We start from the raw sequence: 22,491 nt of genomic DNA, 5'->3' as shown, positions 1-22,491 counted from the left end.
CATCGGTTCGCTCTGCATCGTCGCCGGCGGTCACGACACCTCGTTGAGCCGTATCGCCTCCAGCATCGCCAACAACGGAGTCGCGGACACCACGTCGCACTGTCCACTGGCCAGCGCGGTCCGCACCGCGGCCTCGGAATGCCGGTCCAGCCGTGGGAAGTCACCGCGGGTATGCGCCCGTAATGGGCTGACGCGTCGAGCGATATCGGCCAGCTTCCGCAACTCGGGCGTGTTGTCCTCGGACCAGGCGGCCAATGGCAGGCTACCGTCGCGCACTTCGCCCGCACTGCCGTCGACGGTAACCATCTTGCCCGCCAGCGCTTCTGCCACGCCGCTGCCGCAGCCGACCACAGCCGGTCGGCCGAGTTCACGGCTGACGACCGCCGCGTGACTGGTGGCACCGCCGGTCTCGGTGACGATGCCGCGTGCGACCAACATGCCGTGAATGTCGTCGGGGCTGGTGTGGTTGCGTACCAGGATGACGTCCTCGCCCCGGTCGGCGGCGTCGATCGCGGCGTCCACCTCGGTGTAGGCCCGCCCGGATGCGATGCCGGGGCCGGCCGGCAGGCCCTGCGCCAAAAGCGGCGCAGCCAGCCGGGTTTCCGGCTGCAGCGACGGCTGCAGCAACGCTTCCACATGTGACGGCGTAACCCGCCGGAGCGTCTCGGCCTCGTCGATCAGGCCGTCGTGATGCAGTTGCAGCGCCAGCCGGACCGCCGCCTGTGCCGAGCGTTTCGCGGCGCGGGTCTGCAGCAGCCACAGCGTGCCGTCTTCGACGGTGAATTCGATCTCCTGAACGTCGGCCGCCAGTCGCTCCAACGAGCGGGCGGCGGCGATCAGCTCGTCGTAGACACCCGGCAGCCGGGCGCGCAGGGCGGCGATCGGCTCGACGTCGAGGGTGCCCGACACCACGTCGTCACCCTGGCCGCCGGGCAGCCACTCGCCGAACTCAGCGCGGGCCCCGGTCATCGGGTTCCGCGAAAACACCACGCCAGCGCCGGAATTCGCGTTGACGTTGCCGAAGGCCATCGCCTGCACCACCGCGGCGGTGCCGCCGCGATCGTCGATTCCGTGGTGCGCGCGGTAGGCCGCCGCCCGCGGGGAGCCCCACGACGCGAACACCGCCTCGATCGCGGCGCGCAGCTGACGGTAGGGGTCGTCGGGGGGCTCGGTCCCCACGATGCGCTGATACCAACTCGAGAACCGCTGTCGGGTGTCACGGGCGAATTCGGCTGTGCGCTCGCGGGCTAACGCGTCCTCGACGGTGTCGGTGAAGCCGAGATCCAACAAGGTGTCCATCATCCCGGGCATCGACACCGCGGCGCCCGAGCGCACGCTGACCAGCAGCGGACGCGGCCCGCTGCCGAACGTGCGGGACGTCGCCGCCTCCAGGGTGCGAATTCCGTCGAGCACGTCAGGCCAGACCGCGTCCATCGTCGCCTTGGGAGCGGTGCGATAGCGTGCGCCCACCTCGGTGGTGATGCAGAACGCGGGCGGCACCGGCAGACCGCTGCGCCGCATCGCATCGATGCCGTGCCCTTTGTGGCCCAGAATGTCGGACGGCGACGCGGCGTCACCGTCCAGCAGTACGACAGGCTGTGTGGACATGCGGATGGTCAAGCTCGACCGCGCAGCAGGCCAAGCCCGACGTTGCCGGCTCCGATGATCGCGATCTTGATGTGTGGCTCCTTTGCGGTCGCGTGCCGGGTCGCAGGATACCTGTGCTGATCCGTGCGTACCTGATGATCTAGGTTGACGTCTATGACTGCCTACGATGTCGGTTTACTGATCCTGCGGCTGGTACTGGGCTTGACTCTGGCTGCTCATGGCTTCAACAAGTTCTTCGGTGGCGGACGTATACCCGGAACTGCGGGCTGGTTCGAGAGCATCGGGATGAAGCACGGCAAATTTCAGGCTGTGGTCGCGGCCAGCACCGAGATCAGCGCCGGCCTCGGGCTGGCTGCGGGGCTGCTGACGCCGATCACCGCTGCCGGCTTCGTCGCACTGATGCTGGTCGCGGCCTGGACGGTGCACCGCAAGAACGGCTTCTTCATTGTCAAAGAGGGCTGGGAGTACAACCTGATCCTGGCCGCCGCGGCGGTCGCGGTCGCAACGACCGGGCCTGGGCAGTACAGCCTGGACTGGCTGATCTTCGGGCACAACTGGCACGACGGCTGGCATGGCCTGTTCGGTTCGCTGCTGTTGGGCCTCGGAGGTGCGCTCGGTCAGCTGGTGCTCTTCTACCGGCCGCCGGCTAAGCAAGTTAACTAGCCGGCGTGTAAGGCAGGCCGCTGCCGGTGTTCTCGTCGACGGCGACCCGCTCGCCGAGATAGGGAAACGCGCGCTGCGCGCAGACGGTGCGGTTGCAGATCTTGCAGCCCGCGCCGATCGGCACCGCGGTGCTCGGGTCGTGCAGGGCGACCCCGGTGGAGTACACCAGCTTGTCGGCGTGCATCAGGTCGCAGCCCAGCCCGATCGCGAAGCTCTTGTGCTGGCCCAGATAGCTCTGGCCTTCGGGTGCGGTGGTCTTGGCGAGCCAGAAATACGAACGGCCGTCCGGCATCTGGGCGACCTGCGTGACGATCCGGCCCGGCTGGGCGAAGGCATCGTGTACGACCCAAAGCGGGCAGCTGCCGCCGACCCGGCTGAAGTGAAATGCGGTGGCGGACTGACGCTTCGAGATGTTGCCGGCCTTGTCGGTGCGGACGAATATGAACGGCACGCCGCGTAGTTGCGGCCGCTGCAATGTCGAGAGTCGGTGACACACCGTCTCGAAGCCGACCTCGAAGCGCCGCGCCAGCAAGTCGATGTCGTACTGCAATTCGGCTGCTGCGCTGTGGAAGTCGCGGTACGGCAACAAGAATGCGCCGGCGAAGTAGTTGGCCAGGCCGATCCGTGCGACGCCGCGGGATTCGGAGCTGAGCTGGTCGTCGGTGGCCAGGATCGCCGACAGCAGTTCCCGCTGGCTGATCAGGGCCAGCTGGGTGGCGATCTGAAAGGCCCGCTGGCCCGGCAACAGCCAGTGCGCGATGCGCAGCACTTTGGCGCCCGGGTCATACGATCGCTTGGCGTGCTCGGCGAGCCCGGTGTCGATCACCACCCGCACCCCGAACCGGTCGTGCATCAGCCCCGACAGCTGGACGTCCAGCCCACCGACGGCCATCCCGTTCTCGACGAACATCTGCTCGGCCGCGATGTCGAGCTCGCCGATGTAGTTGTTGCGGTCGTAGAAGAAGTCCCGGACTTCCTCGAACGGCATAGGGCGCTCGGCGGGCAGCGACGTCTCGGTGGTCGCGTGCGAGCGATACGCCTCCAGCTCCTCGGTGGCGTCGCGCAGTCGGCGGTAGACGGCGACCAGGTTGCGGCCGACGTCCGGCATCCGGGCGGCCAGTTCCTCGATGTGCGCGGCGCTGACCGAACCGTCGGTGGCGGTGAAGACGTCGGACAGGTCGGCCACCAGCCGGGCGTCGGAGTCGGAAGAGAAGTAGTGCGAGGGCAGGTCGAACCGCTCGGTGAGGGCCAGTAGCACCGGGACCGTGATGGGCCGCTGGTCGTTCTCCAGTTGGTTGACGTAGCTCGTCGACAGGTCGAGCGCCCTGGCCAATGCGACCTGGGTGAGTCCGCGCTCTTCGCGTAACCGTCTCAGCCGCGCCCCGGAGAACATCTTCGCCACCGGGGAGATGCTACTCCGAGGCCTTTCGCAACATTCGCAAAATCAGCGGTGTAAGGACGCAGAATTACACACTTGCTGGGGGTTTTCTTTGCCGGACGGGTTGCATAGTGTGCGAATTATGTTGATCCACTTCGTCCGGACCCACCGCAGCGCCGACGACTTTCCGGTCACCGAGCACCTGGCCTACACGATCGCGCAGGTCGCCGCGGACCCGGTCGCGGTGCCGGCGGAGACCGAGGCCATGGTGATCAACCGGATCATCGACAACGCCGCGGTCAGCGCCGCGTCCGCGGTGCGGCGGCCGGTCGCCACCGCCCGTCAGCAGGCACTTGCACACCGGGCCCGCCCGGGCGCCACGGTGTTCGGCGTCGACGGCGGCTACTCGGCCGAATGGGCGGCCTGGGCCAACGGCGTCGCGGTGCGCGAGCTGGACTTCCACGACACATTCCTGGCCGCCGAGTACTCCCACCCCGGCGACAACATCCCGCCGCTGGTGGCGGTGGCCCAGCAGCTCGGCGTCCGCGGCAGTGACCTGATCCGCGGCCTGGCCACCGCCTACGAGATCCAGGTCGACCTGGTCAAGGGGATCTGCCTGCACGAGCACAAGATCGACCACGTCGCGCACCTCGGCCCTTCGGTGGCCGCCGGACTCGGGACCATGCTGCGGCTCGACGTCGACACCATCTATCAGGCGATCGGCCAGGCGCTGCACCTGACGACGGCGACCCGGCAGTCCCGCAAGGGAGCGATCTCCAGTTGGAAGGCCTTCGCACCCGCACTGGCCGGCAAGGTGGCCATCGAAGCCGTCGACCGGGCGATGCGCGGCGAGGGCTCGCCGGCACCCATCTGGGAGGGCGAGGACGGCGTGATCGCCTGGCTGCTGTCGGGTCCCGAGCACACCTACCAGGTGCCGCTGCCCGCGCCCGGCGAGCCCAAGCGCGCCATCCTGGACACCTACACCAAGGAACACTCCGCCGAATACCAGAGCCAGGCGCCGATCGACCTGGCCCGCCGATTGCGGGACCAGATCGGCGACCTCGACCAGATCGCGACGATCGTGCTGCACACCAGCCATCACACCCACCATGTGATCGGCAGCGGCTCGGGTGATCCGCAGAAGTTCGACCCGGACGCCTCGCGGGAGACGCTGGACCACTCGCTGCCGTATATCTTCGCCGTCGCGCTGCAGGACGGCACGTGGGATCACGAGCTGTCCTACGCCCCCGAGCGCGCCCACCGGCCGGACACCGTCGAGCTGTGGCACAAGATCTCCACTGTCGAGGATCCGGAGTGGACCCGCCGTTACCACTCGAACGATCCGGCCGAGAAGGCGTTCGGCGCGCGCGCCGAGGTGACGCTCAAGAGCGGTGAGGTGATCACCGACGAGCTGGCCGTCGCCGACGCACATCCGCTGGGCGCCAGGCCATTCGAGCGCGAGCAGTACATCGGCAAGTTCACTCACCTCGCCGACGGGGTGGTGGACCCGGCTGAGCAGCAACGCTTTCTGGACGCCGTGCAGCACGTCGGCGACCTGAAGGGCGATCAGCTGGTCGCACTGAACGTGCGGGTGCTGCCCGAGGTGCTGGATAAGGCGCCGACGATTCCGTCCGGGATCTTCCGGTGACCGGGCTGCTGGGGTCGGCGGCCAGCGCCGCCGACAAGCGGGCCGCGTTTCGGGCCGGGCTGAATTCGGGTCAACTGCAACGCTTCCCGGGCGCATTCTCACCGTTGGTGGCCAAGCTGGTCGCGGAGATCGGGTTCGAGGGAGTGTATGTGTCGGGTGCGGCGTTGTCCGCCGAGCTGGGATTGCCCGATATCGGGTTGACCACGCTGAGCGAGGTTACCGCGCGCGGCGGGCAGATCGCTTCGGTCACCGATCTGCCCACGCTGATCGACACGGACACCGGCTTCGGCGAACCGATGAGCGCGGCCCGCACCGTCACGCTGCTCGAGGATGCCGGGCTGGCGGGCTGCCACCTCGAAGACCAGGTCAACCCCAAGCGGTGCGGCCATCTCGACGGTAAGGCCGTGGTTCCGGCCCCGGAGATGGTCAGGCGGTTGCGGGCCGCCGTGGCTGCGCGCCGCGACCCCGGCTTCGTCATCTGTGCCCGCACCGACGCCGCCGGCGTCGAGGGCTTGGACGCCGCGGTCGATCGTGCCCGCGCCTACGCCGACGCCGGCGCCGACCTGATCTTCACCGAGGCCCTGAGGCGTCCGGCGGATTTCGAGAAATTCCGCGCCGCGGTGGACATTCCGCTGCTGGCCAACATGACCGAGTTCGGCAAGTCGGAGCTGCTGACCGTCTCGCAGCTCAGCGATATCGGCTACAACGTCGTGATCTACCCGGTGACCACGCTGCGCCTGGCGATGTTCGCCGTCGAAGAAGGCCTGCGCGAAATCGCCTCCAAGGAAACGCAAACCGGGCTATTGGACCGCATGCAGCACCGGTCAAGGCTGTACGAACTGCTGCGGTACGCCGACTACAACCAGTTCGCAGGAGGCAACCAATGAGCACCGCAGCGATTCACAAAGGACTGGCTGGCGTCGTGGTCGACACCACCGCCATTTCCAAGGTGGTGCCCGAGACCAACTCGCTGACCTACCGCGGCTACCCGGTGCAGGATCTGGCCGCGCACTGCAGCTTCGAGCAGGTCGCCTGGCTGCTGTGGCACGGCGAACTACCCACCGACGGCCAGCTTGCACTGTTCAGCCAGCGTGAGCGCGCCAGCCGCCGGTTGGACCGATCGATGCTGTCGTTGTTGGCCAAGCTGCCGGACAACTGCCATCCGATGGACGTGGTGCGCACCGCGATCAGCTATCTCGGCGCCGAAGACCCCGAGGAGGACGACAGCGCCGAGGCGGCCAACTTCGCCAAGTCGCTGCGCATGTTCGCGGTGCTTCCGACCATCGTGGCCGCCGACATGCGTCGCCGTCGGGGCCTGCCGCCGGTCGCGCCGCACAGTCACCTCGGCTACGCCGAGAACTTCCTCAACATGTGCTTCGGCGAGGTTCCCGACCCACTCGTCGTTTCCGCCTTCGAACAATCGATGATCCTTTACGCCGAGCACAGTTTCAACGCCTCGACCTTTGCCGCGCGGGTGGTGACGTCGACGCAGTCGGACATCTACAGCGCGGTGACGGCGGCGATCGGCGCCTTGAAAGGTCCATTGCACGGCGGGGCCAACGAGGCTGTGATGCACGACATGATCGAGATCGGCGATCCGTCGAAGGCCTCGGAGTGGTTGCACGGCAAGCTGTCTCGCAAGGACAAGGTGATGGGTTTCGGGCATCGCGTCTACAAGAACGGTGACTCCCGGGTGCCGACGATGAAAGCCGCGCTGATCCGCATCGCCGAGGCGCGTGGCGGCCGGCGCTGGCTGGACATCTACCGGACCCTGGAGGCCGAGATGTTCGCGGCCACCGGGATCAAACCCAACCTGGACTTTCCGACCGGCCCGGCCTACTACTTGATGGGCTTCGACATCCCCAGCTTCACACCGCTTTTCGTGATGAGCCGCGTCACCGGGTGGACCGCCCACATCATCGAACAGGCCGCGTCCAACGCGTTGATCCGCCCGCTCAGCGAATACTCTGGCCTGCCGCAACGCACACTCCGCGGAACTACAGCAGGTCGGTGATGGTCTTGAGGCCGGCGTCGTAGAGCACCCCGGGCAGCATGCCGCCGTCGCATTCGATGGTGGTGCCGTTGACGAAATCCGCCCCGCCGCCGGCCAGGAAGACGCATACCCGGCCGACTTCCGCGGGCTCACCCGCGCGGCGCAATGGCACCGCGGCGAAGTACTTTTCGCCGGCCGGATCGTCTTTCGGCAGCACGAACGAGCGGAAGTTCTCGGTCATCGTCGGGCCCAGCGCGATGCAGTTGACCCGGACCTTCGGGCCCCACTCCTGCGCGAGCGATCGGGTCAGCTGGTTGAGGCCACTCTTGGCCGCCCCGTAGGACACCAGGGTCGGTGAGCCCGCCGGATGCCCTGCCCCGCTGGAGATATTGATGATGCAGCCGGAGCTGTCCTGGACGGCCATCTGCCGATACACCCGGATCGCGAACCAGAGCGGGCTGATCAAATTCATCTGCACCGCGAAGGCGTGGAACAGTGCGGTCCGCTCGAAGTCGTCATCGCTGCGCGGAGCGCCCTGAATCCGTTGCACCAGTTCGGGAATGCATTCGGCGTGTGGAGCCGGGACCGTCCCGCCGGCATTGTTCACCAGGATGTCGATGCGGCCGTGGCCGGCCGCGACCTCGGCGACGAAGGAGTCGATCGAGTGGTAGTCGCCTTGATCGCAGACCTTTTGGGACGCCCGCGGAGCCCACTCGGCATCGATACCCGGGATGCCGTCCAACGGTGAACGCGAGCAGCCGACGACCGTGGCGCCGGCGCGCAGCAATTCGTGGGCGATGCCGACACCTACACCCCGGCTGGTTCCGGTGACGATCGCGACCTTGCCGTCCAGCACACCCATGAGCCGACCTCTCGTTGACAGTCACTGTCAGGAAGTCATACTGTGCCACGATGACCAATCTGTCCAGGCTTCGTGTCGTGCAATGGGCGACCGGAGGCGTCGGCAAGGCCGCCATCGAATGCGTGCTCAACCATCCGCAGCTCGAGTTGGCCGGCTGCTGGGTGCACAGCGCGGACAAGAACGACCGCGACGTCGGGGAGATCCTCGGGATCACTGAATCGATTGGCGTCACAGCGACTTCGAGCATCGACGACGTGCTGGCTCTCGACGCCGACTGCGTAGTGTACAGCCCGCTGATTCCCAACGACGACGAGGTCATCGCGATTCTGCGGTCCGGCAAGAACGTGGTCACCCCGGTCGGCTGGGTGTATCCGGACTTCAGCCACCCCGCCGTCGCCGCGATCGTCGACGCCGCCGTCACAGGCGGGGTGACGCTGCACGGATCGGGCATCCACCCCGGCGGCATCACCGAGCGTTTCCCGCTGATGGTGTCGTCGCTGTCGTCGGCGGTCACCCACGTGCGCGCCGAGGAGTTCTCCGACATCCGCACCTACAACGCGCCCGACGTGGTGCGCCACATCATGGGCTTCGGCGGCACTCCCGAGGAAGCCATCGGAGGCCCGATGGCCAGCCTGCTGGAAAACGGCTTCAAGATGTCGGTGCGAATGATCGCCGACCACATGGGATTCGACATCGAACCCAACATCAGGACTATTCAAGACATCGCCGTCGCGACCGCGGACATCGACTACGGGCCGTTCACCATCGAACCCGGGCAGGTGGCGGCGCGCCGATTCCGCTGGCAAGCCCTGTCCGGCGGAGAGCCGGTGATCACCGCGGCGGTCAACTGGTTGATGGGCGAGGAGAACCTGGAACCGGCGTGGGATTTCGGCGGGATCGGCGAACGCTTCGAGGTCGAGATCACCGGCGACCCCACGGTCAGCCTCACCTTCAAGGGCCTGCAACCCCCGTCGGTCGCCGAAGGGCTGCAACGTAATCCGGGTGTGGTCGCCACCGCCAACCACTGCGTCAACGCCATCCCGGACGTGTGCGCGGCCGAACCCGGCATCAAGACCTACCTGGACCTGCCGTTGTTCGCGGGCCGTCCAGCGCCGGGTCTGCAGTCGTGACCTACACGCATCGGGATTCGATGCGCGGCCACGTCGCGATCGTCACCGGGGCGGCACAGGGCGTCGGTAAGGGTATCGGCGAAGCGCTGCTCGAACGCGGAGCCGCGGTCCTGCTGGTCGACATCCAGGAGGACAAGCTTGCGGCGGCCACCGACGAGCTCAAGGCTTTGGGTTGCGTCGAGCAGGTCGTCGCCGATCTGCGCGATCCGCAAGCCGCTCAACGGATCGTCGCGGCGGCGGTGGATGCCTTCGGCACGGTGCACGGCCTGGTCAACAACGCCATCGCCACCAACGAGCCCAAGGCGTTCGTCGACATCACCACCGAGGACTTCGCCCTCGGTCACGACGTCGGACCGCGAGCGACATTTCTGCTCATGCAGGCCGTGTACCCGTTGATGGTCGCGGCGGGCGGTGGTTCCATCGTCAACCTCGGCTCTGGTACCGGAACCGGCGGCGAACCCAAATGGGGTGGTTACGCGGCAGCCAAGGAGGCCATCCGCGGGCTGTCCAAGGTCGCCGCACTGGAGTGGGGCCGCGACAACATCCGCGTCAACGTCGTCTGCCCGTTCGCCGAATCCGACGGTGTCCAGCTGTGGAAAGAGTTCGCGCCCAAGGATTTCGAGAAGTCGCTGCGACGGGTGCCGATGAAGCGGATCGGCCACGTGCGCGACGACGCGGGCGCGTTGGTGGCATTCCTGCTCGGCACCGACGCGACCTTCATCACCGGGCAGACCATTCACGTCGACGGCGGGATCGGCTCGTTCCGATGACCGAGTCGCTGCGCGATCGGCAGCGGGCGCAGGTCCGCGCCGACATCCGGCGCGCTGCCTTCCGGCTGTTCGTCGAACACGGATACGACGCGGTGACGACCGAGGAGATCGCTGCGGCCGCAGGTGTTTCGCCGCGGACATTCTTCCGGCACGTGCCGACGAAGGAAGAATTGTTGCTGGCACCGGTGCGTCACGGCGGAACCGCCATCGTCGGGCTTCTCCAAGACCGGCCCGCCGCCGAATCGCCCGACGAAGCACTGATCAACGCGATCGTCACCCGGACCCGTTCGTTCGGCGAAGCCGACACCGAGGACTGGCGCGCGGCGCTGCTGGTGGCACCGGACCTGCTCGGCAAGCTGACCGTGCACCTGCCCGCCGACAAGGAGCGGGCGACCAAGCTGATCGCCGCGCGGATGGGCGCCAATCCCGGCACCGACATCCGGCCCGGCCTGCTGGTCCACCTCGCCTTCGCAGCAGCGGATTTCGCGTTTCAGCAATGGGTCCGCCAATCGACGAAGAGGCCGAAGGCGCTGGATCGCTATGTCACCGAAGCGCTCGACGCGGTCAAGAGCCCGCATTGGAGGAGGCGCTGATGACCATGAGTAAGACGCGATCCCTGGCGCTCGTCACGCTCGCGTATGTCGTTGCTTTCGTGGTTGCTGCCGCGTGGCTGCTCTGGGGCGTGCACACCGGGCGGCTCTGGCTGGACACGTTGATCGCCGACGTGCTGGCCACTTTGGTGATTTTCGTGTTCAGCCGGGGGTACGGCAATTCCAGCTTCTACGACGCATACTGGAGCGTGGTGCCGCCGGTGATGTTGTTCTACTGGTGGAGTCAGTCTGGTCTGCAGCAGCTGCGTTGCTGGCTCATCTCAGCGGTGGTCCTGGTGTGGGCGATACGCCTCACCGCGAACTGGGTTTATGCGTTTCCCGGCCTGCACCATGAGGATTGGCGCTATCCGATGTTCCGGGAGAAGGCCGGGCGATGGGAGTTCATCGTCGACCTGGTGACCATCCACCTCATTCCGACGTTGCTGGTTTTCGCCGGCATGCTACCGGCGTACGTCGCGGTGACCAGACCTGGCGCCGACATCGGTTGGCTCACCGGCTTTGCGACCGTGCTGGGGTTGGCGGCGGTGGCTCTCGAGTTGATCGCCGACGTGCAGATGCACCGGTTCGTCGGGCGTAAAGCCGAGGGTGAGGCGATGGATCGCGGATTGTGGTCCTGGTCGAGGCATCCCAATTATTTCGGCGAATTCAGCTTCTGGGTTTCGTTGGCGCTGTTCGGTATTGCCGTCGCGCCGTCGGACGCGTGGTGGCTGGGCCTGGGAGCACTCGGGATGTTGGGTATGTTCCTCGGCGGCAGCATCCCGATGATGGAAACACGCAGCCTGGAACGACGTCCGGGGTATCAGGACGTCATCGACCGCGTGTCGCGGTTCGTGCCCAGGCCGCCGCGCAAGGCCTAACAGGCGGTCGGGTGCGTCTCGCAGTACGGCGTCGCGCCCGGAAAGCGGTAGCGGTGGGCGGCGACCCAGGTGTAGACGGCGTCCTCGATGAACCGGATTCCGGGAATCCGGTAGATGGCCAACGGGATTCGGGTCCCGACAGCCGCGCCGACCGCGGCGTTGGCGGCCTCCGCGCCGGAATAGACGGCGCCGGTGGCATCCAGCCAGCGCACCGAATCCAGCAGGCGTGCCGGCGCGACACCCAACCGGTCCGCGGCGCCGCGGCTTTGCAACGGCTCGGTGTGCACGTTGCCGGTCCGATCGAACTTCAGCAGGAAATCCCTGGAGCGAGTGCACATTCCACACGCTCCGTCGAAGAACAACGTGCCCTTCATCGTGCCACCTCCTCGACGGTCCGGCTGGCCCGCAGACCTGCCACGGCGAACACGATGCCGGTGCCGATCTCGGCGACCGCGCTCAGCCAGGAAAACCATGTCACGTTGATACGCGGGCCGGAGACGAAGCTGTCTTGGTAGGCCGGCCAGAACGACGGCAGCAGATGTGCGTAGGTGAACAGGATCGCGCTGCCGAAACCGACCACGATCGCGGTGCGGGGCGCCCACTGGTTTTGGGCGAGCGCCAGGACGACGGCGGCCACGACGAACAGCCCCTGGATCATGCCGCCGATCATGATTGCGTGTGGTGAGGCCGACATGCCTCGGCGCAGATGGTCGAGGACGTGAACGCCCCAGCCCCCGACGAATAGTATTGCCGCCCAACGCAGAGACCGGACCGCGGGTTGCGAGAGCTCGGTTGTCATCGCGGATCACCGTCCTTGATGCGGCTGATGATGTGAAGGCACCCCTAAATTCTGTTCTACTACTACGTCAAGTAGTAGTCAAGGGTGATGCCGCGATCCGGCGAACCGGAACCATCCGGCTAGAACACGTTCTAATCTTGCCGCCATGGGATTTCTCAAACAGGAAACTCCGCAGATCGATTTCGAGGAATGGAGCAAGGGCACCCGCGCAGAGAAGATCATCCCGATGGCCCGACATTGGGCGGAGGTGGGCTTCGGCACCCCGGTGTTGCTGCACCTGTTCTACGTCGTCAAAATTGCGCTCTACATCCTGGCGGCCTGGCTGCTGGCGCTCACCACGACCGGAATCAACGGGTTCACCAACGTCGTCCATTGGTACGCCGAGCCGATCGTCTTCGAGAAGGTGGTGCTGTACACCATGCTGTTCGAAGTCGTCGGCCTCGGTTGCGGATTCGGACCGTTGAACAACCGGTTCTTCCCGCCGCTGGGCTCGATTCTGTATTGGCTGCGGCCCGGCACCATCCGGTTGCCACCCTGGCCGGGACGCGTTCCGTTGACCAAGGGGGATAACCGGACGCCGCTCGACGCGGTGCTCTACGGCGCACTGCTGGTGCTTCTCGTCGTCGCGATCTTCTCCGACGGCACCGGCCCGGTTCCGGCGCTGCGAACGACGGTCGGCGTGTTACCGGCCTGGCAGATCTGGGCGGTGCTAGGCGTGCTCGCTGTCCTCGGCCTGCGCGACAAGGTGATCTTTCTGGCCGCGCGCGGCGAGGTCTACGCCTCATTCACCGTCGCGTTCCTGTTCGCCGGCTACGGCGTGGACATGATCATCGGCGCCAAGCTGGTGTGCCTGGTCATCTGGCTGGGCGCGGCGACATCCAAGCTGAACAAGCACTTCCCGTTCGTCATCTCGACGATGATGAGCAACAACCCGGTATTTCGGCCACGGTTCATCAAACGCAAGTTCTTCGAACACTTTCCAGACGATCTGCGACCGGGCCGGGCTTCGCGCTGGCTCGCGCATTTCAGCACCGCGATCGAGGGTCTGGTGCCGCTGGTGCTGTTCTTCAGCCACGGTGGCTGGCCGACGGCGATCGCGGCATTCGTCATGCTGTGCTTCCACTTCGGCATCCTGTCGTCGATCCCGATGGGTGTGCCGCTGGAGTGGAACGTCTTCATGATGTTCAGCGTGCTCGCGCTGTTCGTCGGGCACGCGTCGATCGGGCTGAGCGATCTGACCACCCCGCTGCCGCTGCTGTTATTCCTCGTCGTTGCAGGCACCGTCGTCACCGGAAACCTGTTCCCGCGCAAGGTGTCCTTCCTACCGGGCATGCGGTATTACGCGGGCAACTGGGACACCACGCTGTGGTGCATGAAGCCGTCGGCCGACGAGAAGATCGCCAAGGGTGTGGTCGCGATCGCGAGCATGCCCGCCGCGCAACTGGAGAAGTTCTACGGCAGCAAGGAGGCCGCGCAGATCCCGATGTACATGGGATATGCGTTCCGTGCCTTCAACACTCACGGCCGCGCGCTGTTCACCTTGGCGCATCGCGCGATGGCCGGCCAGAACGAGGACGACTACGTCCTGACCGACGGTGAACGCATCACCAGCACCGCCATCGGATGGAACTTCGGCGACGGGCACTTCAGCAATGAGCAACTCGTTGCGGCGCTGCAGAGACGCTGCCACTTCGAGCCGGGTGAAGTGCGCGTGGTGATGCTCGACGCGCAGCCCATCCACCGGCAGATGCAGCGGTACCGGCTGGTGGACGCCGCCACCGGGGAATTCGAACGCGGCTACGTGCGCGTCGCCGACATGGTGACCCGGCAACCCTGGGCCGACGACGTTCCCGTCCACGTGCAGTCGTAAAGACGAAAAAGCCGGGCGCACAAGCGACGCCCGGCCGTTTCGATCGCGTAACTACGCGTTGGCGCGAACTTCCCTGGTCGCCGCGACCAGGTTGGTCAGCGACGCGTTGACCTCTTCGGGGTTGCGCGTCTTCAGGCCGCAGTCCGGGTTGACCCATAGTCGCTCGGCCGGAACGGCTTTCAAAGCAGCGCGCAGCGACGCGGCGATCTCGTCGGTGCTGGGCACCCGCGGCGAGTGAATGTCGTAGACACCCGGCCCCACGCTGTTGGCGAAGCCGGCCGCGTTGAGGTCGTCGAGTACCTCCATGTGCGAGCGGGCCGCCTCGATCGACGTGACGTCGGCGTCAAGGTCGGCGATCGCACCGATCACCTCACCGAACTCCGAATAGCACAGGTGCGTGTGGATCTGCGTGGAGTCCGAAACACCCGAGGTCGCCAGCCGGAACGAGCCGACCGCCCAGTCCAGGTAAGCCTGCTTGTCGGCGTCGCGCAACGGCAACAGCTCACGCAGCGCCGGCTCGTCGACCTGGATCACGGCGATGCCGGCCTCCTGCAGGTCCACCGTCTCGTCTCGGATCGCCAGCGCCACCTGGTTTGCGGTGTCGGCCAGCGGCTGGTCGTCGCGGACGAACGACCACGCCAGAATCGTCACCGGACCGGTGAGCATGCCCTTGACCGGCTTGTCGGTCAACGACTGCGCGTACGTGATCCACTCGACCGTCATCGGCTGCGGCCGGGTCACGTCGCCGTAGAGAATCGGCGGGCGAACGCAGCGGCTGCCGTAGGACTGCACCCAGCCGTTGTCGGTGGCGAAGAAACCTTCCAACTGCTCGGCGAAGTACTGCACCATGTCGTTGCGCTCCGGCTCGCCGTGCACCAGCACGTCGAGGCCGAGATCCTCCTGCAGCTTGATGACGTCGGCGATCTCTTTGCGCATCCGCTTCTCGTATTCGGCTTGGTCGATCTCGCCGGACCGTAATGCCGCACGCGCCTTGCGAATTGCCGATGTCTGCGGGTAGGAGCCGATGGTCGTGGTCGGCAGTGGCGGCAGATGCAGCCGCTCGGTCTGCTCCTCGCGACGCTTGTCGGCCGGTCCACGCTCGGTGCCGCCGGACTTGGCGATCGAGTCGATCCGTTCGCGTACCTTGTCGACGTGCAGGCGCGGGTCGGCCGCACGCGACTTCACCGCGGCGTTGGACGCCTCGATCTCCTTGGCCACCGCGTCGCGACCGTCCTTCAACGCCCGCGCCAAAGTGGCGACCTCGTGCACCTTTTCGGCGCCGAACGCCAGCCAGCTGCGCAGCGCGTCGTCCAGGTCGGTTTCCGGCTCCAGCGAGTAGGGCACGTGCAGCGTCGAACACGATGTCGAAACAGCCACCGCGCCCACGCTTCCGACCAGGCCGGCCAGCGTGCTCAGCGCACTGTCCAGGTCGGTGCGCCAGATGTTGCGTCCGTCGACGATCCCGGCCACCAGCGTCTTGTCGGCTAAATCGGGAACCGTGGCGATGGCAGCGTCGGCACCGTAGACCAGATCGACCCCGATCGCCTCGACCGGTGTGCGTGCCAGCGCCGCCAACGCCGCGCCGGGGTCACCGAAGTAGGTGGCGACGTGAATCGCGGGACGCTTGGCCAGCCCGCCGAGCGTGTTGTAGACGCGTTCGGCCAGCGCGGGGGCGTCGGGGGAGATGTCGGTGACCAGAGCAGGTTCGTCGATCTGCACCCACTCCACGCCCTTGTCGGCCAGCTGGTCGAGCAGGTCGGCGTACAGCGCAGTCAGCTCGTCGATCCGTCCGATCGGTGCGTCCCCGCCGTCGACGGCCTTGCTCAGCAGCAGGAAGGTGATCGGACCGATGACGATCGGGCGCGCCGGAATACCTTGCTGCTGAGCCTCTTTGAGCTCCGACAGCACCTTCTCGGGATGCAGCGAGAACGTCGTCTTCGGCCCGATCTCGGGGACGATGTAGTGGTAGTTGGTGTCGAACCACTTGGTCATCTCCAGCGGCGCGACGTCTCCCGTGCCCCGCGCGGCGGCGAAATAGCGGTCGAGGTCGTCGGAGACGGCCTGCACCCGCGCGGGCAGCGCGCCGAGCAACACGGCGGTGTCCAACATTTGGTCGTAGTAGGAGAACGTGTTGATCGGTACCGAGTCCAGGCCGGCGTCCGCCAGCTGGGCCCAGGTGTCGTGGCGCAGGGTCGCAGCGATCTTCTCGAGCTCTGATCGGCTGGTCTTGCCCTTCCAGTAGCTCTCGGTGGCGCGCTTGAGCTCGCGTTTCGGGCCGATGCGCGGGGAGCCGGTGACGGTGGCGGTAAACGGTTTTGCGGTCACAATGGTTCTTCGTCCTTCAATCGACGGGGTGGTCGCCGCCAACGGACGCAGAACCGGTCCGGTGCAGCGCGCACATAGCCACTGCAACCGTTACGGCCAGACGCCCATTCCACGAGGCGGTGAACCGCCAGGCGCGGCGCACCCGGCACAGCCGGCAGGTCTTCGGACTCACAGGCGCGCACCGCGTGGTGCTCCTAATGGCCGTCGCTTCCCAGTCTTGCGACCAGTGCTGATGACGGCGGTCGTTCCTGCATACCGCTGCGGGACAGTCCCGGACTCCCACCGGGTTCCCTCTTACGAAGCACATCTAACATGCTTCGTTCGATGCCGACGGCGCCATCTACGGCGTTGCCGGCAAACCAGCTGCGGCGCTGAGATTACCCGATTGATGGCGGCGACCCGCCGCGCCCGGCTTCGCCGCGCTAGCGATCGCCGCTGCTAGCAAGCGCTTCAGGGATAAGCAGGTCACCGTTGTTGAAGTCGATGGTGCGCCGGATCGTCGCGTCGTCGTTCAGCACGGCGGCCGCCACCAACGCGACGTCTTCGCGTGAGACTTCTCCCTTGCCGGCGCCGACCGCGATCCGGCCGGTCGCCGGCTCCAGCGTCAGACGGCCCGGCCCCAGCACGGTCCAGTCCAGTTCGCTGGCACGCAGATGGGCGTCGGCCGCCGCTTTCGCCTCGGCATACGGGAAGAACGAATTATCCTGTGAGACGCCGTGATGCGGGCCAGCGCCGAAGTAGGACACCATGACGAAGCGCCGCACGCCAGCCCGGCCGGCGGCGTCGATCACCCGGATCGCGGCGTCGCGGTCGACGGCGTACGTGCGGGCCGGGTCACCGCCACCCGCGCCGGCGGAAAACACCACCGCGTCGTGGCCGGCGAGCAGATCGGCGAGCGCGCCGGTGTCCAGGTGCTCGACGTCGGCGACGGCCGGACGGGCCCCGGTGGCGGTGACGTCGTCGGCGTGGTCGGGGTTGCGGAACACCGACGTCACCTGGTCTCCGCGGTCGGACAGCATGCGGGCCAGGTGCAGGGCGACCTTGCCGTGGCCGCCGATGATGACAATGCGCGACATGTCTTCCAACGTACGGAGCGCGACGCTACCCGCCGGTAGGGCACCCCGGCGGCGGCCCAACTAAGCGGTTGGTCAACAATCGAGGGAAAGTACCGCGCGACGACGATGCGGGCCGCTGGGCCCGAGGCGGAGTCGGGCACAAAGGCCTGAGTTCAAAGGAGATACGTCATGGCTGAAGCCGTCATTGTCGAGGCAGTTCGTTCACCGGTCGGAAAGCGGAACGGCGGCTTGTCCGGCGTGCACGCCGCCGACCTGTCGGCCCAGGTGCTCAACGGGCTGGTCGAGAAAGCCGGCATCGATCCCGGGCTCGTCGACGACGTGATCTGGGGTTGCGTCATGCAGGCCGGGGAGCAGTCGATGGACATCGGCCGCACTGCGCTGTTGGCCGCGGGGTGGCCGGAGACCGTGCCCGGCGTGACCGTCGACCGGCAGTGCGGATCCAGTCAGCAGTCGATTCACTTCGCCGCTGCGGGCGTGGTTGCCGGGCATTACGACGTGGTGGTCGCCGGTGGCGTCGAGTCGATGTCGCGGACGCCGATGGGTGCCTCACTGGCCAACGGCGGCAACCCGTTCTCGCCGGGCTTCAAGGCCCGCTACGACCGGACGCCCAACCAGGGCATCGGCGCGGAGATGATCGCCGAGCAATGGGGATTCGATCGGACCGCGGTCGACCAATTCTCCCTCGGCTCTCACGAAAAGGCTGCGGCCGCACAGGATTCCGGTGCCTTCGATGACCAGATCGTCGGCATCAAGGTTACGGATGGCTCGGAGAGCTCAGTCGTGCTGAAGGATGAGGGCATCCGTCGCGGCACGCCGATCGAGAAGATGGCACAGCTCAAGCCTGCCTTCAAGGAAGACGGCGTGATCCACGCCGGCAACTCCAGCCAGATCTCCGACGGGTCGGCGGCGCTGCTGTTCATGACGGCGGAGAAGGCGAAGGAACTGAAGCTCACGCCGATCGCGCGGGTGCACACCGCGGTGCTGGCCGGCGCCGACCCGGTGATCATGCTGACCGCACCGATCCCGGCCACCCAGAAGGCGCTGAAGCGCTCCGGTCTGTCGCTGGACGACATCGGTGTCTTCGAGGTCAACGAGGCGTTCGCGCCGGTGCCGCTGGCCTGGTTGAAGGACATCGGGGCCGACGAGAAGAAGCTCAACCCCAACGGCGGCGCGATCGCGCTCGGTCACCCGCTCGGCGGATCCGGTGCCCGGATCATGACGACGATGCTCTACCACATGCGGGACAAGGGAATTCGTTACGGGTTGCAGACGATGTGTGAGGGCGGCGGCCAGGCCAACGCCACCATCGTGGAGCTGCTGTGAGCGAACCCGCGGTGCTCACCGAGCGCCGGGGCAACGTCCTGGTCATCACGATCAACCGGCCGGAGGCGCGTAACTGCGTCAACGGCGCGGTGAGCATCGGCGTCGGCGACGCGTTACAACAGGCCCAAGACGACGCCGACGTGCGGGCGGTGGTCATCACCGGCGCCGGCGACAAATCGTTTTGCGCCGGAGCGGATCTCAAGGCGATTTCGCGTCGGGAGAACCTGTATCACCCTGATCACGCGGAGTGGGGCTTCGCCGGTTACGTCCACCATTTCATCGACAAGCCGACCATCGCCGCGGTCAACGGCACCGCACTCGGTGGCGGCACCGAGTTGGCGTTGGCCAGTGATCTCGTGGTCGCCGAAGAACGCGCGCAGTTCGGTCTGCCCGAGGTCAAGGTCGGACTGCTGGCCGGCGCCGGTGGCGTGTTCCGCATCGCCGAGCAACTGCCCCGCAAGATCGGAATGCAGATGCTGCTCACCGGAGAGCCGATCAGCGCTGCCGAGGCCGCCAACTGGGGATTGATCAACCAGGTCGTCCCGGACGGCACCGTGCTGGACGCCGCGTTGGCCCTGGCCGAGCGGGTGACCGTCAATGCGCCGCTGTCGGTGCAGGCGAGCAAGCGGATCGCATGCGGCGCCGACGACGGCGTCATTCCCGACGAGGAGCCGAGCTGGGCCCGCACCGCCCGTGAATTCTCGACGTTGCTGCGGACCGAGGACGCCAAGGAGGGGCCGTTGGCGTTCGCAGAGAAGCGCAAGCCGGTCTGGAAAGCGCGCTAACGCGATCGTAAGCGCGGCGAAGCCGGGCGCAGCGGGTCGCCGGGTTGAGCCACGCTTAGCGTGCCAGTGCGTTGACCGCACGGCCGAACACGCTTGGCAGGCCGCACGACGCCGGGACGATCGCACGCCGCCCGGCACGGGTCGCGGTAGCCAAAACCAGGGCGCGGGTCAGTATCCGGTAGTCGCGGGTGATCCGGCGCCACTCCGCCTCGTACGACTGCGGGGCGTCGTTGACGATCGCAGCTACGGCCGCGCCGGCCTGCTTGACGGCCAAGCTGATGCCCTCGCCCGTCAACGCGTCCTCATACCCTGCTGCATCGCCGACCAAGAGCACCCGGCCGGCGACTCGACGCGAAATCACTTGTCGCAGTGGGCCGCAGCCCCGCGCCTGTCCGCGGTCGGCGTCGGCAAGGCGCTGCGCCAGCCGCGGGAACCAGGCGAGGTCGGGTTGGCCACCCGACAGGATCGCCACGCCGACCAGGTCGGGCTCGACCGGCGTCACGTAGGCCTCGCCCAACGGCGACCAGTACACCTCAACGAATTCCGACCATGCGGGCACCGAAAAGTGCCACCGGACGCCGTACCGTCGAGGCCTGCCCGCTGCCGCGCCGATACCGACGGCGGAGCGCACCGTCGAATGCAGGCCATCCGCCGCCACCAACCATTTCGCGCGCACCCCGGCCGCGGTGACGCCCGCTGCGTCTTGCTCAACGGTCGTAACTCGGGTCGAAATCCATTCGGTGTCTTGCTCTTTGGCGCGCGCGGCGAGCGCAGCATGCAGAGTGGTCCGCCGCACGCCGCGGCCCGGACCGGTCTGAATGCGCGCCTCGGCGCGTCGGCGCCCGTCCAGGTACGCGATGCCCCGAATCGGCAGGCCGGCCGGGTCGACGCCCAACGACGTCAGTTCGGCAAGACCGCCGGGCATCAGCCCTTCACCGCATGCCTTGTCGACCGGCGTGCCCCGCGGCTCGGCGACGATCACCGAAAGTCCTTGCCTGCGTGCGTATAACGCGGTGGCGAGGCCGCCGGGCCCACCACCGACAATCAACAGGTCGGCGTCATACGGCATGGGTGTAACCCAGCGCCGCGTTCTCCACCCGGATGCGCACCGTCAGCAGCAGCGCATTGGCCAGTGTGAAACAGAGCGCGGTCAGCCACGCGGTGTGCACCAGTGGAAGCGCGACACCTTCGGTGACGACAGCCAGGTAGTTCGGATGATGCAGCCATCGATACGGTCCCCGTCTGACCAACGGTGCCTCGGGGACCACGATCACGAGCGTGTTCCATCGCGGGCCCAGGGTCGTCACACACCACCAACGCAGCACCTGGGTCAACGCCACCAGTGCGAGCATCGGCCAGCCCAGCCACGGGATGAACGGCCGGTGCAACGCCCAGACCTCGAGGACGCATCCGAGCAGCAGCGCGGTGTGGATCGTGACCATCACCGGATAGTGTTGATGGCCGAATTCCTTGCCGCCCTGGGCAAACGCCCACCGCGCGTTGCGTTTGGAGACGATCAGCTCGGCGAGGCGCTCGAAGCCGACCGCCAGAATCAGCAGGTAGTACACGGCCTACCAGCCGAGCAGTACGAGTTCCGAGCAGAACGCCGGTCCCATCGCGATCATCAGCCCGAACGATCCGGGTGCGGGCGGGTCGGCCAGGTTCGCCCGGAGCACATCGAGCACCGACACCGACGACAAGTTGCCGTTGTCGCGCAACGATTTCCGGGTGTGGTCGAGGGCATTCTCGGGCAGGTCAAGTGTGTGTTCGATGGCCTCGATCACCTTGGGCCCACCGGGGTGGCAGATCCATGTCCCGATGTCTGCGGTGGTCAGGCCGTGATCACTGAGAAAGTTCCGGACGTCCTCGCCCACATACTTTTCGGCGACGTTGGCTACCTCGGTGGACAGCTTGATCTTGAAGCCGGTGCTGCCGATGTCCCAGCCCATCACGTCTTCGGTGTCGGGGTAGATCCGGCTGCGGGTGTCCAGCACCGTGGGACCGGCGGGCGTACGGTTGGCCCCCTTGGCGACGACTGCCGCCGCCCCGTCACCAAACAGGCTGGCGGCCACCAGATTGGCGATCGAGTAGTCGTCGCGCTGCAGCGTCAACGAACACAGTTCGACGGCGAGCAACAGCCCCACCTGATCGGGGAAAGCCAGCAGGTAATCGTGCATACGGGCCACGCCGGCGGCACCGGCGACGCAGCCGAGTCCGAACAGCGGCACCCGCTTGACGTCGGGCCGCATGCCGAGGCGCGTCGCCAACCGGGCCTCGATGGTGGGCACGGCCAGGCCGGTCACCGTCGTCGAGAAGACGACATCGACGTCGGTGGGTGTGATGTTGGCGGCGTCCAGTGCCGCGAGGATCGCGCGCTCACCGAGCGTCAACGCGACGTCGATGTAGGTGTCGTTGGCTTCAGTGAAACCACTCAACTTGCCGTACTCCGGCAGCGGTATCGCAAGGCGGCGTCTCTCGACTCCGGCGCTAGCTGCGAAACGGTCGAATTGCGGGCCGCCGAACCCGGTCAGGCCGGACAGTGCTTCCTGCTGGCCGACCTGGTGCGGCGGAAACTCGACGGCTACGGCCGCGATGGACGGGTTCGATGTCATGGCGTCACCACCTGCCGAAAGGGGTAGACGGGCGTTCGGTATTCGTGTTCATGTGCCTAGTGCGGGCTACGCCGCGGTCTTGATTGATCCGGTCAATTGGAACATAACAACAATATGCCGGAAATCTGAAGCACCTTCCGCCGGTCGGTGTGACGACCGACACTTCGGTTTGCCCAACTGG

The 22,491-nt window shown here is 66.7% G+C and carries 21 protein-coding genes and 1 riboswitch; of the genes, 11 read left to right on the top strand and 10 right to left on the bottom strand.

The genetic code is table 11. The annotated features are described in order from the left end of the window. Positions 1-30: 30 nt before the first annotated feature. Positions 31-1,608 carry a pyruvate, phosphate dikinase gene (locus G6N27_RS10065; protein ID WP_163776206.1) on the bottom strand — a complete coding sequence of 526 codons (1,578 nt, stop codon included), beginning with the start codon at positions 1,606-1,608 and terminating at the stop codon, positions 31-33. Positions 1,609-1,761: 153 nt separating this feature from the next. On the opposite strand from G6N27_RS10065, the gene G6N27_RS10060 reads away from it, so the two are divergent. Next, positions 1,762-2,271, top strand: a complete 510-nt coding sequence (locus G6N27_RS10060) for a DoxX family protein (RefSeq protein ID WP_163776205.1) — start codon at positions 1,762-1,764, stop codon at positions 2,269-2,271. Here G6N27_RS10060 and G6N27_RS10055 read toward each other — a convergent pair. After that, positions 2,264-3,664, bottom strand: coding sequence for a short-chain fatty acyl-CoA regulator family protein (locus G6N27_RS10055; protein WP_163781600.1), 1,401 nt, complete (start codon positions 3,662-3,664; stop codon positions 2,264-2,266). The genes G6N27_RS10060 and G6N27_RS10055 overlap by 8 nt on opposite strands. A 127-nt stretch (positions 3,665-3,791) precedes the next feature. Here G6N27_RS10055 and prpD point away from each other — a divergent pair, with 127 nt between their 5' ends. Genes prpD through G6N27_RS10040 form a run of 3 tightly spaced genes read left to right on the top strand, consistent with a single transcriptional unit; the run spans position 3,792 to position 7,311 of the window. Beyond that, positions 3,792-5,297 (top strand): 2-methylcitrate dehydratase PrpD, encoded by a 1,506-nt coding sequence (gene prpD / locus G6N27_RS10050; RefSeq protein WP_163776204.1) that lies wholly within the window; start codon positions 3,792-3,794, stop codon positions 5,295-5,297. Beyond that, the gene (gene prpB, locus G6N27_RS10045) at positions 5,294-6,184 is read left to right on the top strand and encodes a methylisocitrate lyase (RefSeq protein WP_163776203.1); all 891 of its coding nucleotides are present in this window, start codon (positions 5,294-5,296) and stop codon (positions 6,182-6,184) included. The genes prpD and prpB overlap by 4 nt, the downstream gene beginning before the upstream one ends. Next, positions 6,181-7,311, top strand: coding sequence for a bifunctional 2-methylcitrate synthase/citrate synthase (locus G6N27_RS10040; RefSeq protein ID WP_163776202.1), 1,131 nt, complete (start codon positions 6,181-6,183; stop codon positions 7,309-7,311). The genes prpB and G6N27_RS10040 overlap by 4 nt, the downstream gene beginning before the upstream one ends. On the opposite strand, the gene G6N27_RS10035 is transcribed toward G6N27_RS10040, so the two are convergent. Beyond that, positions 7,295-8,152, bottom strand: coding sequence for an SDR family NAD(P)-dependent oxidoreductase (locus tag G6N27_RS10035; protein ID WP_163776201.1), 858 nt, complete (start codon positions 8,150-8,152; stop codon positions 7,295-7,297). The genes G6N27_RS10040 and G6N27_RS10035 overlap by 17 nt on opposite strands. A 50-nt stretch (positions 8,153-8,202) precedes the next feature. On the opposite strand from G6N27_RS10035, the gene G6N27_RS10030 reads away from it, so the two are divergent. The 4 genes from G6N27_RS10030 to G6N27_RS10015 are packed head-to-tail and all read left to right on the top strand — an operon-like array spanning position 8,203 to position 11,520. Continuing rightward, on the top strand, positions 8,203-9,282 hold the full coding sequence (locus G6N27_RS10030) for an NAD(P)H-dependent amine dehydrogenase family protein (RefSeq protein ID WP_163776200.1): 1,080 nt from the start codon (positions 8,203-8,205) through the stop codon (positions 9,280-9,282). Then, positions 9,279-10,052 carry an SDR family NAD(P)-dependent oxidoreductase gene (locus G6N27_RS10025; protein ID WP_163776199.1) on the top strand — a complete coding sequence of 258 codons (774 nt, stop codon included), beginning with the start codon at positions 9,279-9,281 and terminating at the stop codon, positions 10,050-10,052. The genes G6N27_RS10030 and G6N27_RS10025 overlap by 4 nt, the downstream gene beginning before the upstream one ends. Then, a complete protein-coding gene (locus G6N27_RS10020; RefSeq protein ID WP_163776198.1) occupies positions 10,049-10,645 on the top strand; it encodes a TetR/AcrR family transcriptional regulator in 597 nt (198 codons plus the stop codon). The genes G6N27_RS10025 and G6N27_RS10020 overlap by 4 nt, the downstream gene beginning before the upstream one ends. Then, positions 10,645-11,520 (top strand): DUF1295 domain-containing protein, encoded by an 876-nt coding sequence (locus tag G6N27_RS10015; protein WP_163776197.1) that lies wholly within the window; start codon positions 10,645-10,647, stop codon positions 11,518-11,520. Before G6N27_RS10020 ends, G6N27_RS10015 begins: the two co-directional genes overlap by 1 nt. Here the strand turns inward: G6N27_RS10015 and G6N27_RS10010 are convergent. Continuing rightward, positions 11,517-11,894, bottom strand: coding sequence for a thiol-disulfide oxidoreductase DCC family protein (locus G6N27_RS10010; RefSeq protein ID WP_163776196.1), 378 nt, complete (start codon positions 11,892-11,894; stop codon positions 11,517-11,519). The two genes, G6N27_RS10015 and G6N27_RS10010, sit on opposite strands and share 4 nt — an antisense overlap. Continuing rightward, a complete protein-coding gene (locus tag G6N27_RS10005) occupies positions 11,891-12,319 on the bottom strand; it encodes a hypothetical protein (RefSeq protein ID WP_163774182.1) in 429 nt (142 codons plus the stop codon). The genes G6N27_RS10010 and G6N27_RS10005 overlap by 4 nt, the downstream gene beginning before the upstream one ends. Positions 12,320-12,464: 145 nt before the next feature. On the opposite strand from G6N27_RS10005, the gene G6N27_RS10000 reads away from it, so the two are divergent. Beyond that, entirely contained in the window at positions 12,465-14,189 is a 1,725-nt protein-coding gene (locus tag G6N27_RS10000; RefSeq protein ID WP_163776195.1) for a DUF3556 domain-containing protein, read from the top strand. A gap of 51 nt (positions 14,190-14,240) precedes the next feature. Here G6N27_RS10000 and metE read toward each other — a convergent pair whose 3' ends face one another. Both metE and G6N27_RS09990 read right to left on the bottom strand, forming a co-directional pair. Beyond that, positions 14,241-16,514: a 5-methyltetrahydropteroyltriglutamate--homocysteine S-methyltransferase gene (metE, locus tag G6N27_RS09995; protein WP_163776194.1), complete on the bottom strand. Its 2,274-nt coding sequence runs from the start codon at positions 16,512-16,514 to the stop codon at positions 14,241-14,243. Positions 16,515-16,650: 136 nt separating this feature from the next. Continuing rightward, a riboswitch (cobalamin riboswitch) is annotated at positions 16,651-16,861 on the bottom strand. 75 nt (positions 16,862-16,936) lie between these two features. Further along, positions 16,937-17,590: an SDR family oxidoreductase gene (locus G6N27_RS09990; protein ID WP_163776193.1), complete on the bottom strand. Its 654-nt coding sequence runs from the start codon at positions 17,588-17,590 to the stop codon at positions 16,937-16,939. 168 nt (positions 17,591-17,758) lie between these two features. Between G6N27_RS09990 and G6N27_RS09985 the strand changes: the two genes are divergently transcribed. Both G6N27_RS09985 and G6N27_RS09980 read left to right on the top strand, forming a co-directional pair. Further along, positions 17,759-18,913: a thiolase family protein gene (locus tag G6N27_RS09985; protein WP_163776192.1), complete on the top strand. Its 1,155-nt coding sequence runs from the start codon at positions 17,759-17,761 to the stop codon at positions 18,911-18,913. Beyond that, the gene (locus G6N27_RS09980; protein WP_163776191.1) at positions 18,910-19,698 is read left to right on the top strand and encodes a crotonase/enoyl-CoA hydratase family protein; all 789 of its coding nucleotides are present in this window, start codon (positions 18,910-18,912) and stop codon (positions 19,696-19,698) included. The genes G6N27_RS09985 and G6N27_RS09980 overlap by 4 nt, the downstream gene beginning before the upstream one ends. 55 nt (positions 19,699-19,753) lie before the next feature. Here G6N27_RS09980 and G6N27_RS09975 read toward each other — a convergent pair whose 3' ends face one another. From G6N27_RS09975 to G6N27_RS09965, 3 genes are read right to left on the bottom strand one after another with little or no spacing between them, the layout of a single operon-like run. Then, the gene (locus tag G6N27_RS09975) at positions 19,754-20,767 is read right to left on the bottom strand and encodes an NAD(P)/FAD-dependent oxidoreductase (RefSeq protein WP_163776190.1); all 1,014 of its coding nucleotides are present in this window, start codon (positions 20,765-20,767) and stop codon (positions 19,754-19,756) included. After that, positions 20,757-21,266, bottom strand: coding sequence for an isoprenylcysteine carboxyl methyltransferase family protein (locus G6N27_RS09970; protein WP_163776189.1), 510 nt, complete (start codon positions 21,264-21,266; stop codon positions 20,757-20,759). The genes G6N27_RS09975 and G6N27_RS09970 overlap by 11 nt, the downstream gene beginning before the upstream one ends. 3 nt (positions 21,267-21,269) lie before the next feature. Then, positions 21,270-22,310, bottom strand: coding sequence for a type III polyketide synthase (locus G6N27_RS09965; protein ID WP_163776188.1), 1,041 nt, complete (start codon positions 22,308-22,310; stop codon positions 21,270-21,272). Positions 22,311-22,491 lie beyond the last annotated feature (181 nt).

Source organism: Mycobacterium cookii (assembly GCF_010727945.1).
In the GTDB taxonomy this organism is placed as follows: domain Bacteria; phylum Actinomycetota; class Actinomycetes; order Mycobacteriales; family Mycobacteriaceae; genus Mycobacterium; species Mycobacterium cookii.
This window is presented reverse-complemented; position numbering and strand designations above follow the sequence as displayed.